The 20,186-nt window shown below is 65.8% G+C and carries 21 protein-coding genes; 10 read left to right on the top strand and 11 right to left on the bottom strand.

Features of this window, described 5'->3' with window-relative positions; all coding sequences use genetic code 11:
• The first annotated feature begins 104 nt into the window (after window positions 1-104).
• On the top strand, window positions 105-1,256 hold the full coding sequence (locus tag K368_RS0107345) for an FIST N-terminal domain-containing protein (RefSeq protein ID WP_027171814.1): 1,152 nt from the start codon (window positions 105-107) through the stop codon (window positions 1,254-1,256).
• Entirely contained in the window at window positions 1,253-2,596 is a 1,344-nt protein-coding gene (locus tag K368_RS0107340; RefSeq protein ID WP_027171813.1) for a hybrid sensor histidine kinase/response regulator, read from the top strand. The genes K368_RS0107345 and K368_RS0107340 overlap by 4 nt, the downstream gene beginning before the upstream one ends.
• 26 nt (window positions 2,597-2,622) lie before the next feature.
• On the opposite strand, the gene K368_RS0107335 is transcribed toward K368_RS0107340, so the two are convergent.
• From K368_RS0107335 to K368_RS0107310, 6 genes are all read right to left on the bottom strand, one after another.
• The gene (locus K368_RS0107335; RefSeq protein WP_027171812.1) at window positions 2,623-3,813 is read right to left on the bottom strand and encodes an L-dopachrome tautomerase-related protein; all 1,191 of its coding nucleotides are present in this window, start codon (window positions 3,811-3,813) and stop codon (window positions 2,623-2,625) included.
• A gap of 32 nt (window positions 3,814-3,845) precedes the next feature.
• Complete coding sequence (locus K368_RS0107330; protein ID WP_027171811.1) at window positions 3,846-4,817, bottom strand: SMP-30/gluconolactonase/LRE family protein; 972 nt, start codon at window positions 4,815-4,817, stop codon at window positions 3,846-3,848.
• A gap of 68 nt (window positions 4,818-4,885) precedes the next feature.
• Window positions 4,886-6,091: an L-dopachrome tautomerase-related protein gene (locus K368_RS0107325; protein WP_027171810.1), complete on the bottom strand. Its 1,206-nt coding sequence runs from the start codon at window positions 6,089-6,091 to the stop codon at window positions 4,886-4,888.
• 96 nt (window positions 6,092-6,187) lie between these two features.
• Window positions 6,188-6,553, bottom strand: a complete 366-nt coding sequence (locus tag K368_RS0107320; RefSeq protein WP_027171809.1) for a response regulator — start codon at window positions 6,551-6,553, stop codon at window positions 6,188-6,190.
• 187 nt (window positions 6,554-6,740) lie between these two features.
• On the bottom strand, window positions 6,741-7,310 hold the full coding sequence (gene hpt / locus K368_RS0107315) for a hypoxanthine phosphoribosyltransferase (RefSeq protein WP_027171808.1): 570 nt from the start codon (window positions 7,308-7,310) through the stop codon (window positions 6,741-6,743).
• A 71-nt stretch (window positions 7,311-7,381) separates the two neighbouring features.
• Window positions 7,382-8,161 (bottom strand): zinc-ribbon domain-containing protein, encoded by a 780-nt coding sequence (locus K368_RS0107310; RefSeq protein WP_027171807.1) that lies wholly within the window; start codon window positions 8,159-8,161, stop codon window positions 7,382-7,384.
• Window positions 8,162-8,318: 157 nt separating this feature from the next.
• Here K368_RS0107310 and ftsE point away from each other — a divergent pair, with 157 nt between their 5' ends.
• The 3 genes from ftsE to K368_RS0107295 all read left to right on the top strand — a co-directional run bounded on the left by ftsE (window position 8,319) and on the right by K368_RS0107295 (window position 10,939).
• Window positions 8,319-9,017 (top strand): cell division ATP-binding protein FtsE, encoded by a 699-nt coding sequence (ftsE, locus tag K368_RS0107305; RefSeq protein ID WP_027171806.1) that lies wholly within the window; start codon window positions 8,319-8,321, stop codon window positions 9,015-9,017.
• 32 nt (window positions 9,018-9,049) lie between these two features.
• A complete protein-coding gene (locus K368_RS0107300; RefSeq protein ID WP_245259529.1) occupies window positions 9,050-9,982 on the top strand; it encodes an ABC transporter permease in 933 nt (310 codons plus the stop codon).
• Window positions 9,983-10,252: 270 nt separating this feature from the next.
• Complete coding sequence (locus K368_RS0107295; RefSeq protein ID WP_051439802.1) at window positions 10,253-10,939, top strand: YdcF family protein; 687 nt, start codon at window positions 10,253-10,255, stop codon at window positions 10,937-10,939.
• Window positions 10,940-11,584: 645 nt separating this feature from the next.
• Here K368_RS0107295 and K368_RS0107290 read toward each other — a convergent pair.
• The 3 genes from K368_RS0107290 to K368_RS27030 all read right to left on the bottom strand — a co-directional run bounded on the left by K368_RS0107290 (window position 11,585) and on the right by K368_RS27030 (window position 12,871).
• On the bottom strand, window positions 11,585-11,836 hold the full coding sequence (locus tag K368_RS0107290) for a hypothetical protein (protein ID WP_036266056.1): 252 nt from the start codon (window positions 11,834-11,836) through the stop codon (window positions 11,585-11,587).
• 550 nt (window positions 11,837-12,386) lie between these two features.
• Complete coding sequence (locus K368_RS0107285; protein ID WP_051439801.1) at window positions 12,387-12,710, bottom strand: hypothetical protein; 324 nt, start codon at window positions 12,708-12,710, stop codon at window positions 12,387-12,389.
• Complete coding sequence (locus K368_RS27030; protein WP_197031091.1) at window positions 12,707-12,871, bottom strand: hypothetical protein; 165 nt, start codon at window positions 12,869-12,871, stop codon at window positions 12,707-12,709. The genes K368_RS0107285 and K368_RS27030 overlap by 4 nt, the downstream gene beginning before the upstream one ends.
• Before the next feature lie 385 nt (window positions 12,872-13,256).
• Here K368_RS27030 and K368_RS24190 point away from each other — a divergent pair, with 385 nt between their 5' ends.
• Window positions 13,257-14,267, top strand: coding sequence for a polysaccharide pyruvyl transferase family protein (locus K368_RS24190; protein WP_036266054.1), 1,011 nt, complete (start codon window positions 13,257-13,259; stop codon window positions 14,265-14,267).
• Window positions 14,268-14,642: 375 nt separating this feature from the next.
• Window positions 14,643-15,548, top strand: a complete 906-nt coding sequence (locus K368_RS0107270) for an MBL fold metallo-hydrolase (RefSeq protein WP_027171801.1) — start codon at window positions 14,643-14,645, stop codon at window positions 15,546-15,548.
• Here K368_RS0107270 and K368_RS0107265 read toward each other — a convergent pair.
• The gene (locus K368_RS0107265; protein WP_027171800.1) at window positions 15,535-17,013 is read right to left on the bottom strand and encodes an amino acid permease; all 1,479 of its coding nucleotides are present in this window, start codon (window positions 17,011-17,013) and stop codon (window positions 15,535-15,537) included. The genes K368_RS0107270 and K368_RS0107265 overlap by 14 nt on opposite strands.
• A 208-nt stretch (window positions 17,014-17,221) precedes the next feature.
• A complete protein-coding gene (locus K368_RS0107260) occupies window positions 17,222-17,884 on the bottom strand; it encodes a DJ-1/PfpI family protein (protein ID WP_036266822.1) in 663 nt (220 codons plus the stop codon).
• Window positions 17,885-18,284: 400 nt separating this feature from the next.
• Here K368_RS0107260 and K368_RS0107255 point away from each other — a divergent pair, with 400 nt between their 5' ends.
• From K368_RS0107255 to K368_RS0107245, 3 genes are all read left to right on the top strand, one after another.
• Window positions 18,285-19,028, top strand: coding sequence for a sigma-70 family RNA polymerase sigma factor (locus tag K368_RS0107255; protein ID WP_027171798.1), 744 nt, complete (start codon window positions 18,285-18,287; stop codon window positions 19,026-19,028).
• A 227-nt stretch (window positions 19,029-19,255) separates the two neighbouring features.
• On the top strand, window positions 19,256-19,666 hold the full coding sequence (locus tag K368_RS0107250; protein WP_027171797.1) for a DUF1236 domain-containing protein: 411 nt from the start codon (window positions 19,256-19,258) through the stop codon (window positions 19,664-19,666).
• A gap of 212 nt (window positions 19,667-19,878) precedes the next feature.
• Window positions 19,879-20,184 carry a hypothetical protein gene (locus K368_RS0107245; RefSeq protein ID WP_027171796.1) on the top strand — a complete coding sequence of 102 codons (306 nt, stop codon included), beginning with the start codon at window positions 19,879-19,881 and terminating at the stop codon, window positions 20,182-20,184.
• Window positions 20,185-20,186 lie beyond the last annotated feature (2 nt).

The raw sequence follows: 20,186 nt of genomic DNA, 5'->3' as shown, positions 1-20,186 counted from the left end.
GTTGCGCGCCGCCGACCGCATCGACATACTCCCCGGACGTGATGTCGAGGCGCAAAGCCGACGCATGATGCCGAGGGAGTGGGGCGGTGGAGGAGGACACGCGGATGCGTGGCCATCTGTGCGGGATCAGGACCGCCTGGACGGTCGCCGCGACGGCGGCAGAGGCGGTGGCGGATGTCGCCGCCGGCATCGGTCCAGCCCGCCTCTCGCATCTGCTCGCCTTCTTCTCTCCCGATTACACCGTCGATGACCTGAACACCGCCCTCGCAGGCGCCTTTCCTGGTACGCCCATCACCGGATGCACCATGTCGGGCGGCATCTGCCCGGCGGGAGGATTGGAGCGCGGCCTCGTGGTGGTGGCGTTCCCCAAAACGGGTTTTCGTGTCGTTTCCGCGATCCTTGATGCCATCGACCATCTCGACGTGGCGCGCACGGCCTCGTCCGTCCGTGCCCTGCGGCGGATCCTGGAGACGGAATCCCCCGATGCCGCACCGAACCGGCGCTTCGCCCTGTCCTTCATCGATGGCCTCGCCAATGCGGAGGAGACGGTGGTCTCGGCCATCGCCTGGGCGCTGGACGGCATCCCCCTGGTGGGCGGATCGGCCGGCGACGACATGAGTTTTTGCGAGACGGTGCTGCTCCACGAAGGCGCGATCCATCGCCGGGCGGCGGTGGTGGTGCTGGTGGAGACGGATTATCCGTTCCAGATCTTCAAGAGCGATCATTTCGAGCCGACGACCACGAAGTTCGTGGTCACGGCCTCCGACGACGAGCAGCGCATCGTCCACGAGTTGAACGCCGAGCCCGCCGCCCGCGAATACGCCATGGCCGTGGGACTCGACCCGGAAGCGCTGACGCCGATGAGCTTTGCCGCCTATCCCCTAGCGGTGAAGGTCGGGGGCGAGTATTTCTGCCGCTCGATCCGGCGTATGAACGCCGATGGCTCACTGAGCTTCTTCTGCGCCATCGACGAGGGCGTCGTGCTCACGCTGGCCCAGCCGCGCGATATCGTGGAGACCACCCGCAGCGAACTCACCCGCCTCGAAGCGGCGCTCGGGGGGATCGACCTCATCATCGGCTTCGACTGCATCCTGCGGCGCCTCGATGCGGAGAGCCGGCAGGTCCGCCAGGGCATCTGCGACCTCTATCGCCGCTATGACGTGGTCGGGTTCGAAACCTATGGCGAGCAGTACCGGGCGATGCACCTCAACCAGACCTTCACAGGTATCGCAATCGGCCGGCCGCCAGCCTCATGATGCCCGGCACTCGAAGCGTCGCCGACGACGAGACCAGCCGCCGCATCGCCAAGCTGGAGCGGATCAACGCGGCACTCATGGCGCATGTTGAGCGTACCATGGACCAGCAAGGAGGCGCCTATTCGCTGTTTCAGACCGCGATCATGCTCGAAGGCCGGGTCCGCTCCCGCACTGAAGAACTCACCGGCCTGATGCACAGCCTGGAGCGCTCCAATGCCGCCTTGGTCGCGGCCAAGGAAGAGGCCGAGACCGCCAACCGCTCGAAGACCCGCTTTCTGGCCGCCGCTGGGCACGACCTGCTTCAGCCGCTGAATGCCGCGCGCCTCTCCGCCTCTGCACTGTCGGATATGCCACTCGGCCCGGAAGCCCTAGCGATGTCGGGGCAGGTCGAACGGGGCCTGCAGACCATCGAGGATCTGATCAAGACCCTGCTCGACATCTCCAAGCTCGATGCCGGCATTGTCCGCCCAGTCATCCGCCCAGTGGCTCTCGGCGATCTGCTCGACGGCATCGCGGCGAGCTTCTTGCCGATGGCCGAGCGCAAAGGCCTGCGCCTCGCTGTCCGCTGCCCGGACATCCGGGTGGACAGCGACCTGGTCCTGCTGCGGCGCATCCTGCAGAACCTCGTCTCCAACGCGATCCGCTATACCGGCCGGGGCGGCGTGCTGATCGCCGCGCGCCGGCGCGGCCGGCTGTGCCGCATCGAGGTGATCGATACCGGCTGCGGCATCGCGGAGAGCGAGCGCCATCTCGTCTTCGAGGAATTCTACCGGGGCGGCGCGGGGGGGGACGAGGGCGAGCCGGGACTCGGCCTCGGCCTCTCCATCGTTCAGCGCATGGCCATGGCCCTCGACCATGCCCTCGTCCTCGATTCGCGGCTCCGCCACGGCACGCGGGTCAGCCTGTCCGTGCCCATCGGCGCCTCCCCGACCGACACCATGTCTGGTCCAGAGCCCATCGCGACGCGGTTGACCGGGGCGCGCGTCCTCATCGTCGAGAACGATCCGGCCACCGCCGATGCGCTGAAGCGTCTGTTGCAGAATTGGGATGCGGAGGTCAGCGCCCATCGCGACCTTGCGGGCGTGGCGGAGCACGTTGCCGCCGGGCAGCCCCCGCCGGACGTACTGATCCTGGATTATCACCTCGATCACGGCGCTTGCGGCCTCGACGTCGCGACCTACTTGCGCGGCGTGACCCGTTCGGCCCTGCCGGTGATCGTGACCACCGCCGACCATTCACCCGAGATCGAGGCCGAAGTGGCGATGATCGGCGCCGAATTGATGCACAAACCGATCAAGCCGGCACAGTTGCGTGCCCTCCTCACTCACATGCTCACCTGATCATACGAGCGGATGGGCGAGCGGCATCAGGCTGGGTCGGCGTCGATGCGCATCCGGAGGATCGCGTAGGGCGGCTGTCTCAGATCGCGACCGTTGTTGTAGTCCGGGCTCCGATTGACCTGCGCGGCGGTGATATAGAGCCAGCGGTCGGGGGTGATCCAGAACGTGTCGGCCCAGATCAGCCGGGGATCGGTGGCGAGGATGGTGACGGTGCCGTCCGTTTCGCGCCGGCCGACCGCATTGTGCTCCTGCAGGGCGAGATACACGCGGTCCTCCGAATCCGCGATGAGGCCGCCGGTCATGCCCTTCTCTCCGAGATCCTCCACGGCGGCGGCGACCTCGGCATCGGACACCGCCGGGTCGAGGAGCAGAGCGGTCTCTACCGCATAGAGGCGCCGCCCCATGAGCGGCGCGTAGTAGAGGCGTCGGCCGTCGGGGCCGAGCGCGATACCGTTGGCGCCACCCTGCACCGGGCGCGGCGGCCCTTCGGCCTTTCGCTGAAGGATCTGGCGGTTCTCGACGATCTTGACGATGCCCTTCTGGGATTCGGTGCTGGCATGCTCGGCTAGGCGCCGGACGACGCGTCCGCTCGCGAGATCCACGGCGAGGATCGCACCATGGCCGTCCTGGCCCTGATCGGTGACGAACGCCACCGCCCGTCCGTCGCGGATATCGACTCGCAGGTCGTTGAGCGAGGAGGTCGCCGTGACCCCAGCCTCCAGCGGGACCACCCGCGCGATCCGGTTGGTGGCCAGATCGAACTGGACGAGCTTGGCCCCTCCCGGCATGGGCGGGCCGGCACCGTCCGGCAGCCCGGCATCGAGAACCCAGAGCTTGTCGTCCCGGTCCATCACCCCATTGGGAACATGCAGCAGACGGGTCTGGGCGTGCTTTGCATCGGGCTGATTGGTGGTCTCGTCGGGATAGGGCGTCACGCTCCCATCCGGCATGACTTCGCCGAGGGTGAAGGGCACCTTCGCGTTGAAGCGCGGCATCATCACGAAGATGCGGCCGCTCCGCGACACGGTGATGCCGGTGGGGTTCGAGGGCGCATCCGCCGCCATGGCGAGTTCAAGTCCCGGCACACCTGGATCGCGGGCGACCGTCTTGCCGGATGCCGTAAGGGGGGAGCCTCCCTCAGCCGCGGAGGCCTGGCTGCTCAGGGAGGCAAATCCGGCAAGGCCGGCCGCCAGCATGTCACGTCGAGCGAGGGTCATGGATGCTGCAATCCTGGAGAAAATGAAATCGGTCAGCCGGCTTTTGCCGCGCCCCGGACCTTGAGATCGATGGCCGCCACCACGGAGCCGGCCGAGATGAAGAGGCGATGCCCGTCCGCCCCACCGAACTCGACGTTGGAGGCCGGCGTCGCGGTAGCGATCCGGCCGAGCAGCGTCCCGTCGGGCAGGTAGATGCGCACGCCGTCGGCACAGGCGGCGTAGATCCGCCCGGCCTCATCAATGGCGAGACCGTCCGGAGCGCCGGCATCGAGCGAGGCGACGACCCGTGGCTCGCCGAGGCGCCGGTCCTTCACCGGGAAAGCGAGGATGGCGCGCGCGCCCTCAGTATTGTCGAGGGCGGCGCTGGTCTCGGTGACGTAGAGCGTTCGGCCGTCCGGCGCGAAGGCGATGCCGTTGGGCTGGCCGACGGCATCGGTCATGCCCTGAACCTCGCCGGCCGGATCGATTCGGTAGACCCGCCTCGCGGATTGGGCCGGCACCGCCTGAATACCTTCGTCCGGAACCGTGATGCCGAAGACGGGATCGGTGAACCAGATCGCTCCGTCCGGTGCGAGCGCCGCGTCGTTTGGTGAGTTCAGGGGCTTGCCGCCGTAGGAACCCGCCAGCACGGTCATCGTCCCATCGGGCTCGCGGCGGACGACGCGACGGGTCCGGTGCTCACAGGTGACGAGACGTCCTTCGGCATCGAGGATGTTGCCGTTGGCATTGTTCGACGGATCGCGAAACGGCTTCACCCCGCCATCCTCGCCGATGACCAGCATGCGGTTCGACCGCACGTCGCTGACGATGAGGCCCCCGAGATGCGGCGCCCAGCACAAACCTTCGCACCACCGACCCTCGTGATAGAGGGTCACCGGCCGGGCGGATGGATTGACCAGTTCGACGAACCGGGGATCGTCCGAGCGAAGGATCGGAGCCGCTGAGGCGTGTCCGCTCCAGAGACCGGATGCGGCAAGGCCGCAGAGGATGTCGCGTCGGCGCATGGAAAAGCTCGTGACGGAGGGTGGCGGCAATGCCCGGCCGGTCTCGCCGACAGGCCGGGCCTTCGGCCTCAGCGGGCTGATGGGCTCGTCGTCGAGCCGGTGGCATCGCTTGCCGCGGGCTTGAAGCTCCACAGGTCGGTGGGCAGGGCCGCCGGTGCGTCTGGCTTGTAGAAGGCTGAATCCTGGATACGTGAAGTCGTCACGTAGAGGGTACCGTCCGGTCCTTCGGCGAAGGTGTCGGGCCAGCGCAGGCGCTTGTCCTGGATCAAGGTCGTGAGGGCCGAGCCCTTGATGGACAGGTCGCGGACCTTGATCGAGTCGTCCTGGGGCGAAGTAACGTACATCCGCCCATCCTTGCGCGAGATGATAAGGCCATCGGCCGGGCCGTTATCGCCCACCGTCTCCACCTTGCCCGACAGACTTCTGTCGCTGAGTGCTTCCGGCACGAGTGACGAGGTCAGCCAGCCGGTGAGTGCGGATGTCGGCAGACTATAGAGGGTCCGCCCCTTGATCGCCTGCCAATACAGGGTACCGCCATCGGGCGAGAGGGCTATGCCATCGGCAGCGAATTCCACGCCGCGCCCATCGGGCCGCCGCAGGGGCTTACCCTCGTAGGTGACGGTGACGCTCTTGTCGGGTTGGGTCGTCGCGTCGCCGTCAAGGAGGCGACGGGCTTTGCCACTGGCGAGATCGACCACGACGAGGGCACCGCTCGCGCCCGAATCGGTGATGTAGGCGGTCTTTCCATCCGGCGAGAAGCGAACGTCGTTGAGGTAGGACCCCTGCGGCGCCACGGCCTCGTCGAAGGCGATGGTGCGGGCGGGCCTGTTGGTCTTGAGGTCGATCTCCACGAGCTTCGGCCCATCCTTCACCACCGCCGCCATGGCAGGCGCGGCTGGGTCGAGCACCCAGAGATTGCCGTCCGGGCTCGCCACGACACTTTGGACGCAGATCCAATGGTCACCGGCCGAGACCTCGTCCTTGCGCGCATTGCGCCAGGAATTCCACTCGGCATCGGGGAAGGGTGTAATCCGGCCGTCCTTCACCTCGGCGACCGAGACGGCGCTGTCCTCGGTCCAGCGCGGGAAATTGACGAAGACGCGCCCGTCTCTGGAGACGGTGACGCCGGTCACCTGATGCTCGAAGCTGGCGACTTTGGTGAGAGTGCCGGCGGCGGGACCCGCCTGGGCTTCAGCCCCACTGGCCCCAGTGACGATCGTGCCGGAAAGGAGCACCGCCGCCAGGGCGGCGCGGGTCGTCGTCGATGACATCATGGGGCACTCGTCGCGAGGAAAGGAGGAAACGCTCCCTTCGGCAACGCAAGGACCCGCGGCCAAGCTTCATGGAAATTTTGCGCCCGTGCGGCCGGTTCAAGCGGCGAGCGCGCGCTTCACCGTCGAGCGCAGGTCCGCCAGCGAGAAAGGCTTCGTCAGCACGTCGGTGACGATGGCGTCGAGGCCACGGGCCCGCTCGCGCTGGTCGGCGAACCCCGTCATCAGGAGGATGGTCAGGTCGGGAAAATCGCGCTTGGCTGCGAGAGCGAGAGCGATGCCGTCCATCAGCGGCATGCGGATATCGGTGAGCATCAGATCGAATGCGCCATCCGCCTCCGTCAGTCGATCGAGCCCGTCGCTCCCGTCCGACGCCGTCACGACGGAATGCCCGTCGATTTCCAGGCCCCGCTTCAGGAAGCCGCGCACGGGCTCTTCATCGTCAACGAGGAGGATTCGTGCCATCAACTCTTTATCTCTTCTGGATCGCCCAGACTGCGCTTTGACCTCGCCTCGATGTCAAGCGCTGTTTTGCATCAAATAATACGAAATGTTCCGCGATACCCGGTCGCGCGCGAGTGTCGCCTTGGAGCCACGGATGAACCCGTGCGAATCCGATCGATCGCGAGCCTCGCCTCCCGGAAGAGCCGGATCAGGTGCCGCCGAACAGGTCCGGCTCGCTGCTCACGTGATCGACCAGGCCGACAAAGGGGAGCTGACGATATTCGTGGGCGACATCCATGCCGTAGCCCACCACGAACACGTCAGGGCAGGTGAAGCCGACGAAATCGGCATCGATGGTCACCGCCCGCTTGCCCGGCTTCTCGAGCAGGACGGCGGTCAGGACTCGCTTGGCGCCGCGCGCCATGAGCAGGTCCTTGGCGAAGACGACGGTGCGTCCCGATTCCAGGATGTCGTCCACGAGGAGGACGTCGCGGCCGCGAACCTCGCTCTCCACGTCGCGCAGGATCTCCACCTGCCCCGAGGACACCGTGCCGCTGCGATAGCTCGACAGATGGACGAACTCGACCTGCGGTGACAGGCCGGAGCGGTGCAGCGCTCTCAGCAGATCGGCCGCGAACATGAAGCTTCCCTTGAGAACCGCCACGACGAGGAGGTTCTCGGGCTTGGCCGTGACGATAGCCGCGGCCAGCTCCTCGTTGCGGTTTGCGATGGCGGCTTCGTCGAAGAGGACGCGGACGCGTCGGGTCGGGCTGGTCATACGGTCTCCCTACCACGAGCCGGATCGGCTGGCATCGGATTTCGCTCCTCGGGCTGCTCGATGGCGCACTTTCATCGCCCCGGATCCGCCTCGGGCGTCCCACGCTCCGGCGCGAATCCGACCTTGATCGTACGCCCCTGCGCCGGAGGAGCCGACAAACTCGCGCGAAATCGGGCCGTCTCGCGATCGTCCAGACTGGAACGCGGTGGCGCCACGGTCCAGCGGTAGATGGTCTGCCCCTGCCCATCCCGCACCTCCACCTCGATCGGTGGCACCGGGACGGGGCGGCCCGCCACGCCGACTATGTCGCCCTCGATGACGAGTTGGGAGGCGGAACCCTCGCCCTGGGTCTGGAACGCCGCGAGATCGCGGATCTCGATGCCGCGTAGGTTCACCGGCATGCCGATCCGGGCATAGAGTGCAGCGCTCTGGGGCATGGCTCGCACCACGGTGCTTCGTGCGAGAAGCGCGAGGGGAATGCCTGCAAGCAGCGCGAGCCCAAAGGCGGCGGCCGGCGACGGGGCGCTCCATCGCTTCTTTGGGGGCGTTCGCCCCCGGGCCTTGCGGACCGGCGCGTCCTCCGGCACCGGATCCACGGCTGCGGACTGAGCTTCCTCGGCCAGCGCCGCTTCCCATGCATCGAGATCGGCCTGCGCCTCGCCCCGCCCCTCCACGTAGCCCATTGCCGCTTGAATCTCGGCCATCTCCTCGGCGAGGGCGGCAGCGACCTCGTCGGGTGAGATGAACCAGGTTTCGCGACAGGCAGCGCAGCGCACCGAGCGGCCCTCGACGCCGACCCTGTCGGTCGCGATGTCGTATTCGCTTGCGCAGGACGGGCAGACGATCAGCATGGCGAATCGACGCCTCGAATTCTCGATCGGCAGTTGCCGGCTCGGTGAAAAAGACTCACACGGTCATCGCCGAAAGCGGTTAATCCTCCGTGAAGCGGCAGAATGGGAGCGCACGTTTGTCAGCAGAATCGGGCATCGACGGATCTGGGCAACTCGCGTGACGGGTGACAGCCTCCTGTCGGGTGTCGAGGAGCCCGTGGTCCAGTTCGAGAATGTCGGGATGCGCTACGGCCTCGGGCCGGAGGTACTGAGCGACGTGAGTTTTCAGATCGCCCCGCGCTCCTTCCAGTTTCTCACCGGCCCCTCCGGCGCGGGGAAGACCACCCTGCTGCGCTTGATCCTGCTCTCTGTGCGGCCGACGCGCGGGCTGGTTACGGTGTTCGGAGAGGAAGTCAGCGATATCTCCAACGAGGCACTCACCGGCTTGCGTCGGCGGATGGGTATCGTGTTCCAGGATTTCCGCCTACTCGACCACCTCACCACCTACGAGAACGTCGCCCTGCCGCTGCGCGTCCAGGGCCGGTCGGAGACGAACTACCGCGCCGAGGTGGTGGAACTCCTCCGATGGGTCGGTCTCGGCGAGCGCATGCACGTCCTTCCGCCGCTTCTATCGGGCGGCGAAAAGCAGCGCGCGGCGATCGCCCGCGCGCTCATCGCGCGGCCGGACCTTCTCCTCGCCGACGAACCCACTGGCAACGTCGATCCCGGCCTCGGTCGGCGGCTGCTGCGGCTGTTCATTGAACTCAACCGGCTCGGAACCTCGGTCCTGATCGCCACCCACGATTTCGCCCTGATGGACCTCGTCGACGCCCCTCGGCTCGTCCTGGGTCAGGGCCGGCTGCAGATCGAACGCTGATGGGCCAGGCAAGCCCACCCCCGCATCCCTCTATGCCCGTCGCGCCCGATCAGGAGGCACTTCCAGCGACCCTGCGACGCAATGCTCCCCTCGTCCCCACCGACTCGGCTGCGAGCCGGGCGCTCGCGGCCGTCATCGCGATTCTGACCTTCCTCGCGGCTCTCTGCGCCGGGGCGGCGGAAATCGTCGCCTCCAGCGCCGACCAGTGGCAAGGCAGTGTCGCGCAGGAGGTGACGATCCAGGTGAGGCCGAGCGCAGGTCGTGACATCGATGCCGACGTGGCCAGGGCCGACGCGCTGGCGAAGGCGACGCCCGGAATCGCCACGACGCGGATCTTTTCGAAAGCTGAAGCCGAACGCCTGCTCGAGCCCTGGCTCGGCAGCGGCCTCGATCTCTCCGACCTGCCGGTTCCGCGACTCGTGACCCTGAAACTCGCGGATTCCCCCGCCCCTGACCTGAAGGGGCTCAGAAGTGCGCTCAGCGAGGCGATGCCGGGGGTGGCGAGTCTCGACGACCATGCCCTATGGCTTCAGCGGCTCTCGACCATGGCCAACACCTTCGTTGGCGTCGGCATCGCCATCGTTACCCTTGTGCTGATTGCCACTGGTCTCGCCGTCGTGTTTGCCACGCGCGGCGCCATGGCCGGCAACCGGGAAGTGGTGGAGGTGCTGCACTTCGTCGGCGCGAATGACGATTTCATCGCTCGCGCCTTCCAGCGCCGCTTCTTCCGCCTCGGCCTGCGCGGGGGCGTCATCGGCTCGTGCCTGGCACTGGCGGTCTTCGCGCTAGCGGGACTGCTCGCCCGGCTCTGGCGGTCGGGGCCGGCCGGAGACGAGATCGAGGCCCTGTTCGGCGCCTTCCATATCGGCTGGCGCGGCTACGCCGCGGTCCTGCTCATTGGTGTGATCGCCTCCGTCGTGACCGGCATCGTGTCTCGGCTGACGGTCAGACGGTTCCTGCGCTGACGCCAACTTTCGACCGCGGGACACGTCGCTTCGCGACCGTCCGCATGACATCACACAAGTTCCGAACACCGCCTCCGATCTGCGTTAACCATTCGTAAACCCTTGGAGGCGGAAGTATCGCCTCGCGGATGCCGCATTCGGCACTACCTTCGGAGAATGGCCACGCGGATGTCAGGACTCGGCACCACTCGCCCACTAGAGGCGTTCGGTTGGGTCTGGCCACGGGGTCGGGTGGAATCGTCGGTGCCCCCCGCACGGATCGCAACGGTGATGTCTCCAAGACTGCAGCGCCTCGGCTATGTCGCCCTCGGCCTCGGTACGGTCGCTACCTTGGCGCTGGTGGCCGGGTTCCTGATCTTCGCTGATTCCATCGCCCGCGACGAGCGCACGCTCGACGGCCGGGCAGACGGAATCGTCGTCCTTACTGGCGGTGCACAGCGTATCGGCGACGCCATCGACCTTCTTGCCGGCGGTTATGGCCGGCGCCTGCTGATCACCGGCGTCAACGAGCGGACGAGCCGCGACGAGATCGCCCGGCTCAACCCGAGCCAGCGCCATTGGATCGAGTGCTGCGTCGATCTCGATTACCGGGCCCGCAATACGATCGGCAACGCCATTGAGACCCGTCGATGGATGCGCCAGCATCGATTCAACACCGTCGCGGTGGTAACCTCGAACTACCACATGCCCCGGACTTTGGTGGAGCTCGACCACGCCCTGATGGGCAAGGACCGCGTCCTGCCCCATCCTGTGATCGCGGAAGGCTTCGACGCCGATCGCTGGTGGCGTCACCCCGGAACGGCGAGGCTCATCGGCTCGGAATACCTGAAGTTCCTCGTCTCATGGTTGCGGACTCGGTTCGAGTCCGACCCGGAGCAGTCCCGCGCGGCGATCATGATGGGACGCGGAAAGCCCATCAAGCTCGTGTCCGAGACGGTCCTGCGGGCGCAGTACTGACACCACCCCTTAGCGCGAAGCGTGTCGCCCTGGACGCAACGTAACGATCTTCGCTCCGGTCTGCATCTGCGAAGCGAGGGATGTCGAAGCCGGGGTTCGTCCGCCCCGCAACAATACCCTCGGGCCGGGGTTGCGAGCCGGATGCCTCGCGCCGGGCGATTTATCGATCACGTACAGGGAGGGCGTTCCTACGGGCGCCGGACGGATGCCGGTAGCGGTGGGGATCCCATATGCTCCATAGCCCCAAGCGCTCGGGATCAGTTCAGTAGGTCGTGGCACGGGGGCCGACGATGCAGCAAGAGAGGCTGCAAAGACATAGGGGCCGGCATAGCTCTCATCGAACCGCGGGCGATCCATATCAGGATGGCCGTAGCCCGAGGCTACGACATCCTGCGCGTAGGCAATTGGCGCAACCAGGAGGGCAAGCGCCAGATTGTATCCCAGTGTCGATCGTCTCAGCGTCGGCGACATGCCAGCCTCGTTGCGTGGATCCGGCCCAAGATTGGACAGCACGCAAAGCATGATCGTGCCGACGACCAGTGGTAGAACAGGGAGGAGGAGTACGGAGTGACGATGTCGCGCACGACATTCGGGCCACTGACCTCGACGCCCACACGGCGTCATCGAAAAATGGAGGCAATCGTTCTAGCGGCAGGTGGTGACACGGCGGACGATCCAGCCCTCGCCATCGACGAACAAGCGCTTGCGCGATTTGGTGCAGGCGAGAGCATCGTCCTCAGCCTCGACCGTCAGAGCAACTTTGCCAACTTCCGCGTCCCGATGAGGAGTGGTTGTCGAGGATCCCTCGGTTCCCGGCATCGCTTCAGCGGAAAAGGAGGACGCACCGATGAGGAGCGCAACGCCCATCACATTGAAAAGCCCGAATCGTTTCGTCATCGCAACCCTGCCCGCGCTCCGTTTTTCGAAGCGCCATCCAGACCCAAGCATTCCGCTGACCGCAGCGCTTGGTCTGTAAAGTCGCGTGGGGGCGAAACAGTTGCAGCGCGATGACGCGCCGCACCTAGATATTTAGGATGCGTCTCTACTTGTGTGACACCGCACCGTCACGATCGCGATTGCTCGTCGAAATCCGTCTCCGACGCCCACGATAGCGCTGCGGGGACCTCGTGGTGAGTTTCAATGTCCAGCAGTGACACTGAGCAGCGGCAGGGTCACGGCGAGTTCCGGGGCACTGAGTATGCGGGGTGCTAAAGAGGGAAGAGCTAAGGCTGCGATACCTAGGACGAGGGTCAACCCAAGGAGCGACGTTTCGAGACCGCGGTAGATCACGTCCATTCCCACCTCCACCCTGCAAAGTCGGGCAGATCATGGGCGGGAGCGGGTTAACCAATCCCTCACGCGGTGTATTGAGGGAAGGAGCGGGACGAGGAGACCGAGGCAACGGATAATCGACAACCACGGTTCAACCAGGCCGGCACGGCCTCAGTCACGCTCTTCCAAGCATTGTCATGTGAGCAAGGTCCGATTCCGGCGGCTTGAGCAGGGCCGCCGCCAGATTGGCCTCGAGCGCGATGAGATCGCTATCGGGATCGGGCTCCCACCCGCAATTGCAGCCGCCTGGGCCTTCATGGGCCTCGGCGATCTGTCGATACAGCGTCCCAATGGCGCGCGCCGCCACCGCCAGCGCCTGAAGCGCCGGAAGAGGTTGTCGGTGCAGGCTGGTCCAGAAGGCGCGGCGCAGCGCTTCGTCCAGCTCGCTGCCTTCCTTCGGCGGCTCGATACAGGGCCGAGACGAACGGGCAGTGCTCACGCGATCTCTCCTTGTGTGACCGGAATTGGTTTGGGCATCAACCGCGGCTCCTGCGCGGCGGCGAGGAAATCCACGAAGTCGGCGATGCGGTGCAGACGCATGTCGACCGCGCAACCGTCCCACCATGCCAGCCGTGCATATCCACGGATCAGTTCCAGCATCCGCTCCATCTTGGCCGACCTCCACATCCTGCAATGCCCCGATAGCGGGCATAAAGAAGCAAGCCAAGCGATCAATCAAGCGTATTGGCGAATATTGGAAAGAGTATAAATCTCACATAAATCGTCAGACTATCAGATTTGATTTATACCTATTCTAGCCTATAAGTCCGCGGCTCCTGCTTCCTTGATGAGCCGGGGCAGTCGAAGACATCGCGGACCAACGTTTGAGCGACGCCGCCCCCACGCCCGTCCGTGACAGGAATCGGCGGTTTCGGCAGGCCGGTCCTTCCCTTATGCCGTTCTCCGGTAACGGCCTCGACTCTGACGGTCTCCGAGACGATAAGCTCTGTCGCATTGCGCTGACGATTAAGGTTGGAGAGATCGAGTGTCGGATCAGGAAGAGCTCGAAGAACAGGGGAACCAGGCCGAAAAGGCGGCGGCGAAGGCGTTCCACGCCCATCTTCGTAAAGGCAACTTGGACGCGTTCATCAAATTGGAAAACGAGCTTCTCGCCGAGTCGGAGCAAAAATGGGGCGCCTTCGTCACGGCATTCCGTACCCTTCGCACCTTCGACGAGCTGGCAGCCGAAGCCGGCCTCGACGAGAAGTTCCGCCCCAAAGTGTGGTGGATGCGTAGTCCCTATCCCGGCAATTTCGGCGACATCCTCACCCCGTACATCCTCTGGCACGCCTTCGGAGTGATGCCGCGCTGGGTGGCCTCAAGCAAGGCGGAAGGCCTTTGCATCGGCAGCATCGCCAAATTCGCCCGCCCCGGCACCCGCGTGTGGGGAACCGGCATGCCACGCGGGAGTGACCCGCTCTGCCCGACCGCGGTCTACAGTGCCGTGCGCGGTCCGCTCTCGCGTTCGGCGGTCATTGCCAGTGGCGGAGAATGCCCCGAGATCTATGGCGATGCCGCCGTCCTGCTTCCGGAAGTGTATGCGCCGAATGTCCCAAAGACCCACAAGATCGGCATCATTCCACATGTGCTGCAGGAAGGGATGTTCCGGGCCGCCATCGAGAAGCTCGGTGCGGATCATATCAAGATCATCTCGCTGCGATCGGTGACGTTCGGCGAAATCGAAGGTGTAATCAGAGATATCATGAGCTGCGAGGAGATCGTCTCCACCTCACTCCACGGCCTCATCGTTTCTCATGCCTATGGCATTCCCTGTCAGTCGCTCCGCGTGACGAGCGACCTGGAAAACGCAGGGGATTCGTTCAAAATGCGGGATTACAAGCTTTCGGTCGGTCTTGATGACCCAGCCCTCGGCGTCCCGCCGCGCTTCAACGACCTAACGTGGCTCGAGACGCGCAAATGCGTCCTGCCGCCGTCGCCGATCGATACGAAAGCCCTTCGGGCGGCGTTCCCCTTCCCCGTCCGGTTGAACACCTGAACGGCAGGACCGGGTTTCCGGTCGTTAGGATCGCCCGTCTCAATGCCGCGGAAGCCGCTCTCATTACGCCCTCTCAGGAGCGTTGCGATGCTCAATCCGAGGCGGGGCCTCCCCCATCTATCGCTCGTTGACGCGAGCCCAGACAGCTTTCGCCCAACTCGAAAGCAGTCAGGCGAGAGCGGGCTTTGCCCAGAATCCAGTCTTCCAAGCTGTGTGCGTGGCCGCACATCGATGTCGAAACGGGCTGACTACCTGATGGTCAACCCCACTTCGATCCTGGCAACCTGCTTGTGACCGTTCTTGCGAGGAACGGGCCGCGTCGGTGCGCCGAAAGGCACCGGATCTCAAGCAGATCGGGCAATCGGTAGTCGAACGATGACCATGACGCACACTTTGGCTGAGGACGGCCTATCCCTACGCTTCTGGGGCGTCCGAGGGTCCACGCCCGTCAGCGGGCCGGATTATGCCGAGTTCGGAGGCAATACTCCTTGCATGGAGATTCGCTGCGGTACGCGCTTGTTTATGGTCGATGCCGGCTCCGGCCTGAACGCCTGCGGGCTGCATCATCGTGAGGCGCTGCCCAAGGAGATCGATCTCCTGTTCAGCCATCTCCACCTCGACCACACCGCCGGCCTGCCGTTTTTCAAACCGGTGATCTTCGACGCGGAACGGACGATCAACACCTATTGCGGCAACCTCGATGGACACAGTGCCAAGGCGACTCTGGATCGACTGTTCTCGCCGCCCCTGTTTCCGGTGACGCTCGACGTCATCCCGTGCACCTTTGCCCATCACGGCTTCAAGGCGGGCGAATCGCTGAGTTTCGCTGACGGCGCGCGGGTCGACACTATCCTGCTCAATCATCCGCAAGGGTCGGTGGGCTACCGTTTCGACCACGCGGGCAAGCGCCTCTGCATCATCAGCGACATCGAGCATTCCGATCCCTGGCCCGACGAGACCCTTCGTCGCTTCGTGGAGGGCGCCGACCTCCTCGTCTACGACGGTATGTTCACGGAGACCGAGTATCCCCGCTGCTGCGGTTGGGGACACTCCACCTGGGAAAAGGGCGTCGAGCTGGCGCAGGCGGCAGGCGTGAAGGCTTTGGCTATCATTCATCTCCACCCGTCGCATGGCGATGCGCAGTTGCGCGGCGTGGAGGCCGAGATGCAGGCCGTCATGCCGACCGCCTTCATCGCGCGCGAACGTCAGATGGTCGCCGTGGGCGAGGTGACGGAGCCGGCCCGCGACGGCCGGCACCTGTCCCTGATCAAGACGGCCTGACGGCCTGGTCACGGCCGAGGCGGCTGTTGCGCCGGCTCCAGGCGAAGTAGATGACAAGTCCTACCGCGAGCCAGGCAAGCAGTCGCAGCCAGGTCTGTCCGTCGAGGGACACCATCATGGCGAGGCAGCTGACGATGCCGAGGATCGGCACCAGCGGCACCAGCGGCGTCCGGTAGTCCCGTCGCGCGTCGGGCTGGGTCCGGCGCAGGATGATGACCCCCGCACAGACCAGGATGAAGGCGAGCAGGGTGCCGATGCTGGTCATGTGGCCGAGCTGGCTGATCGGCAGGAAGCCGCCGAGCGCGCTGGTGAACACCATGAAGAACAGGTTCGAGCGGTAGGGGGTCTTCCAGGTCGGGTGGATCTTCGAGAAGAAGCCCGGCAGCAGCCGGTCCTGGCTCATGGAATAGAACACCCGGCTCTGGCCGAGGAGCAGGACCAGGATCACGGTGGAGAAGCCAGCGATGACGCCGAGGGTCACGAGGCTCTTCAGCCAGGGGAACGGTGTCTGGGCGATGGCCGTGTTCACCGGCGCGGCATCGCCCTTCATGGCGTCGTAATGGACGAGGCCGGTGAGCACGCCGGCGAAGGCAATGTAGATCACCGTGCAGATGGCCAGCGATCCGAGGATGCCGATCATCATGTTGCGCTGGGGGTTCTTGGCCTCCTGCGCCGCCGTCGAGACCGCGTCGAACCCTATATAGGCGAAGAACACGACGCCGGCGCCGCGCATGATCCCGCTCCAGCCGTACTCGCCGAATGTGCCGGTATTCTCGGGGATGAACGGCACGTAGTTCTGCGCCTTGATGTAGAACAGGCCGACACCCACCACGACCGCCACCACCGCGAGCTTGATCGCCACGACGACGGCGTTGACGCGGGCGGATTCGCGGATGCCGATCATCAACAGGGCCGAGACGGCGACGATGATGAGGATGGCCGGCAGGTTGACGATGCCATGCGCCGTCACCCCGTCGACCGTGTAGGTCTCGAAGGGGGAATTGACGAGGCTGGGCGGCAGGTTGATGCCGAGGGTGTCCCGGAGGAACCGGGTCACGTAGCTCGACCAGCTCACCGAAACGGTGGCCGCGCCGACAGCGTATTCGAGCACGAGATCCCAGCCGATGATCCACGCCACGAACTCGCCCATGGTGGCATAGGCGTAGGTATAAGCCGAACCCGCCACGGGGATCATGCCCGCGAGCTCGCTGTAGCACATGCCGGCGAAGGCGCAGGCGATCGATGCGATGGCGAAGGAGATCACCACGGCGGGGCCGGCATGCTCGGCCGCCGCGATGCCGGTGAGGGAGAACAGACCGGCGCCGATTACCGCGCCGATGCCGAGGGCGACGAGGCTCCAGGGGCCGAGGGTGCGCTCGAGCTTGTTCTCCCCCCCTTCGGCATCGGCATTCAGTCGCTCGAGAGATTTCGTCCGGGTGAGATCGCCTGCGAGGCCTGATGCCATGGATCGATGCCCTTCATGGTCGGAGCGCGGAGGTCCGGCGTCCTGCGCATGGCGACCATGCAGCTTTCCCGCCACGGCCTAAACCTTGGCCGTTCAACGAGGTTCCGGCACAATGACGCGCCGTTGCGTGAGAAGTCGTCGCGCGAAGGAGCCGTCGCGCGGAGAGGTGGAGACTACCCATTGCGGCAGGCCCCGAGTACCCCGGCCCTCACCGAGGCGTGTGCCTCTTCGCGGCCGCGAGAGAGCCGTCAGCCAGGTCCTTGAGGATCGCTGCGGCTTGGGCGGCGACGTCCGGCCCGGCCGTCTCGGGGGTGCCGGCGGAGAAGGGCGGTTCCGGCGCATATTCGGCCACGAGCTGGCTCGTCCTGGCATACTCGTCGCCACGCAGGCGGGCCGCCAGGACAAGGGCGAAGTCGAGGCCGGCGGAGATGCCCGCCGCCGTGATCCGGTTGCGGTCCACCACCACGCGCCGGTTCACCGGGATGGCGCCGAGGCGGGGCAGGACGGTCTCGCGCACGCACCAATGCGAGGTGGCGCGATAGCCATCGAGCAACCCCGCCGCACCGAGGATGAGCGAGCCGGTGCAGACGCTGGTGATCCAGGACGCCCTGGCCGCCCGGTCGCGCAGGAAGGCCAGGGTCGCTTCGTCACGCATCTGCCCGGGGGTCGCATCGCCGCCCGGCACGAAGAGCACGTCGACATCGCGAGGGCAGGTCTCGAAGGAGGTGTCCGCCAAGAGAGTCAGACCCGTATCGCTTGGAACCGCTCCGGCCTCGCGGGCGACGAGATGGAGCCGATCGCCCGCCAACCCGGCCAGGATCGCCTGCGGGCCTACGAGGTCGAGCGCCGTCATGCCGGGGAACATCAGCATGGCGATCCGCACGGGCGGCCGGTCCGGCACCGCCGCGCGCGCGGCCTCGCCCGGACCGGACAGGAAAGCGGCCGTCAGGCCCGCGGTGAAAGCGCGACGATCCATGGACGATCCCTCCCGATGGCCATGGCCGGATCATATAGGCCACCGAAGACGGCAGTAGAGGCCGCAGGCCTCGAGGACGTGACCACGATGTCGACGTCTCCGACGCCATCTGCCGCATGTGGACGCGAACGGCGTGCTTCACCATATGCGCAGCTTGGCGGGATGCGTGACCGGGTGGGATGCGCTACAACCCCGTGACATGCTACGGCCTCGCCATCGACGTCAGGCGGACCGATCCGATACGACCGGCCCGAACCGGACGATTTCCTGCCAAACGATCAGAATACGACGAGCCATGACACGCGACGTCCTTGACACCAGCCCCGACCGCTTGAGCGACACGAACGGCGACGGGCGGCCGAGCCTGACAGCGACCATTCGCTCCCATCTCGGAGATCAGCTCCGCACGGTCTACGATCGCCTCGGCACGGACGAGCCGGCCACGCGGTTCGCCGAGCTCATCGAGAAGCTGGAAGCCGCCTTGAAGGCTCGCGGCGAGCAGGTGGAGCCCGAGTTCCGCAACGGTCTGCTCGCGGCGGTGCCGTCGCTGCGGGCCTTCGCGCTCTCGCTCACCAGCAATCCGGCCCGCTCGGACGATCTGGTACAGGACACCCTCCTCAAGGGCTGGCAGCATCGCGCACGGTTCCAGCCGGGCACGAACCTGAACGCCTGGCTCTTCACCATCCTGCGCAACATCTTCTACTCGGACCACCGCAAGCGCGTGCGCGAAGTGGAGGATCAGGACGGCTCCTACGCGGCGCGCCTCGCGACGGCGCCGCACCAGGGCGACCGCCTCGACGTGGAGGATCTGCAGACGGCTCTCGCCAAACTGCCGCCCGACCAGCGCGAGGCCCTCGTCCTCGTGGGCGCCGAGGGCGTGTCCTACGAGGAGGCGGCCACGATCATGGGCTGCAAGGTCGGCACGGTGAAGAGCCGCGTCAGCCGCGCCCGCGGGCGCCTCGCCGAACTGCTCGGCTACGACGAGGAAGACCTCAGTTCGGACCGGCTGATCCAATCGGCCATGCCGAAGGACGCCTGACGTCGCTGACCGAGCAATCGGGATCGGCGCCCCCTCCGGCTCCCGCCGAGCGACGTCGTTTCGCGACGCGGGGCGCATGTGGAACGTCGTCCCCCGATCGGGGACATGACTGGGACAATCCGGCAAAATCGATTTTCGAGGCATCCCTTTTCGGAGATCGGGCGTTACTGCCCCGAACCCCGCTGAGCGTCACCGTTCGCGGGTCATCGGATACGGAGATCTCGATCATGAACATCAAGACCCTTCTCGCCGCTTCGGCGATCGCCCTGTCCCTCCCCCTCGCCGCCCAGGCCCAGGGCCTCGTGCGCGGTGCCGAGCGTGGCGCACAGGACGGTGCTGACGCGGCCGGCCCGCTGGGCGCCATTGTCGGCGGCGCCGTCGGTGCTGCGACCGGAACCGTCGGTGGCATCCTGGGTGTCGACGACCGTCCCCGCTTCCGCCAGTACGTCACCCGCGAGCGTCACAGCTCCTATGCCTATGACGGCGATGTCCGCGTCGGCGCGACCCTGCCCGGCAGTGGCGTGACCTATTACGACGTGCCCTCCGAGTACAATGCTCGCGGCGCGCGCTACACCATCGTCAACGACCGCCCGGTGCTGGTGGACCGCAGCCGCCGCATCGTCGAGGTCATCGACTGATCGTCGACATCCACCGACGCTGACCATTCGGCAAGAGCCCCCGGTGCCACGGCACCGGGGGCTTTTTCGTGAGTTGGAGAATCGTCAGGACTTGCAGGAGAAACACCGGAAATACCGGCGTGGGATCGGCGACCCTCAACATTTGTGAGTCGGTACGCGCAACGCTCTCCGCCCCGGCCGGTTATTGCTCTTGACTGAGGGAGACACCCGATATGGCAAACGATCCGATTCTCGGCATTGATAAATCGGCGTCCGGACAGGCCGGCGGCGCGGATGCCGATCCGGCTCTGCCCGAGCCGGTGCGGGATCATCTCGGCCAACAGCTGCGCTCCGTCTTCACCACGCAGGACGATGCGCCGAAATTCCTCGGCGAACCTGCCGTGCCGGAGGAATTCGCGCCGCAATTGCGTCGCCTCGAGACTCGGCTGAAGACCCATGAGGAAGGCACCGGCGCTGTCGAGCAGGCTCTGGATGGCCTCCTCGACGACCTGAAGGCACCACCGGCGACGACGATCTGAAC

This window comes from Methylobacterium sp. 10 (genome assembly GCF_000519085.1).
Classification (GTDB): Bacteria; Pseudomonadota; Alphaproteobacteria; order Rhizobiales; family Beijerinckiaceae; genus Methylobacterium.
The sequence above is the reverse complement of the archived record's forward strand: the minus strand, read 5'-3'. Positions and strand labels throughout refer to the sequence as shown.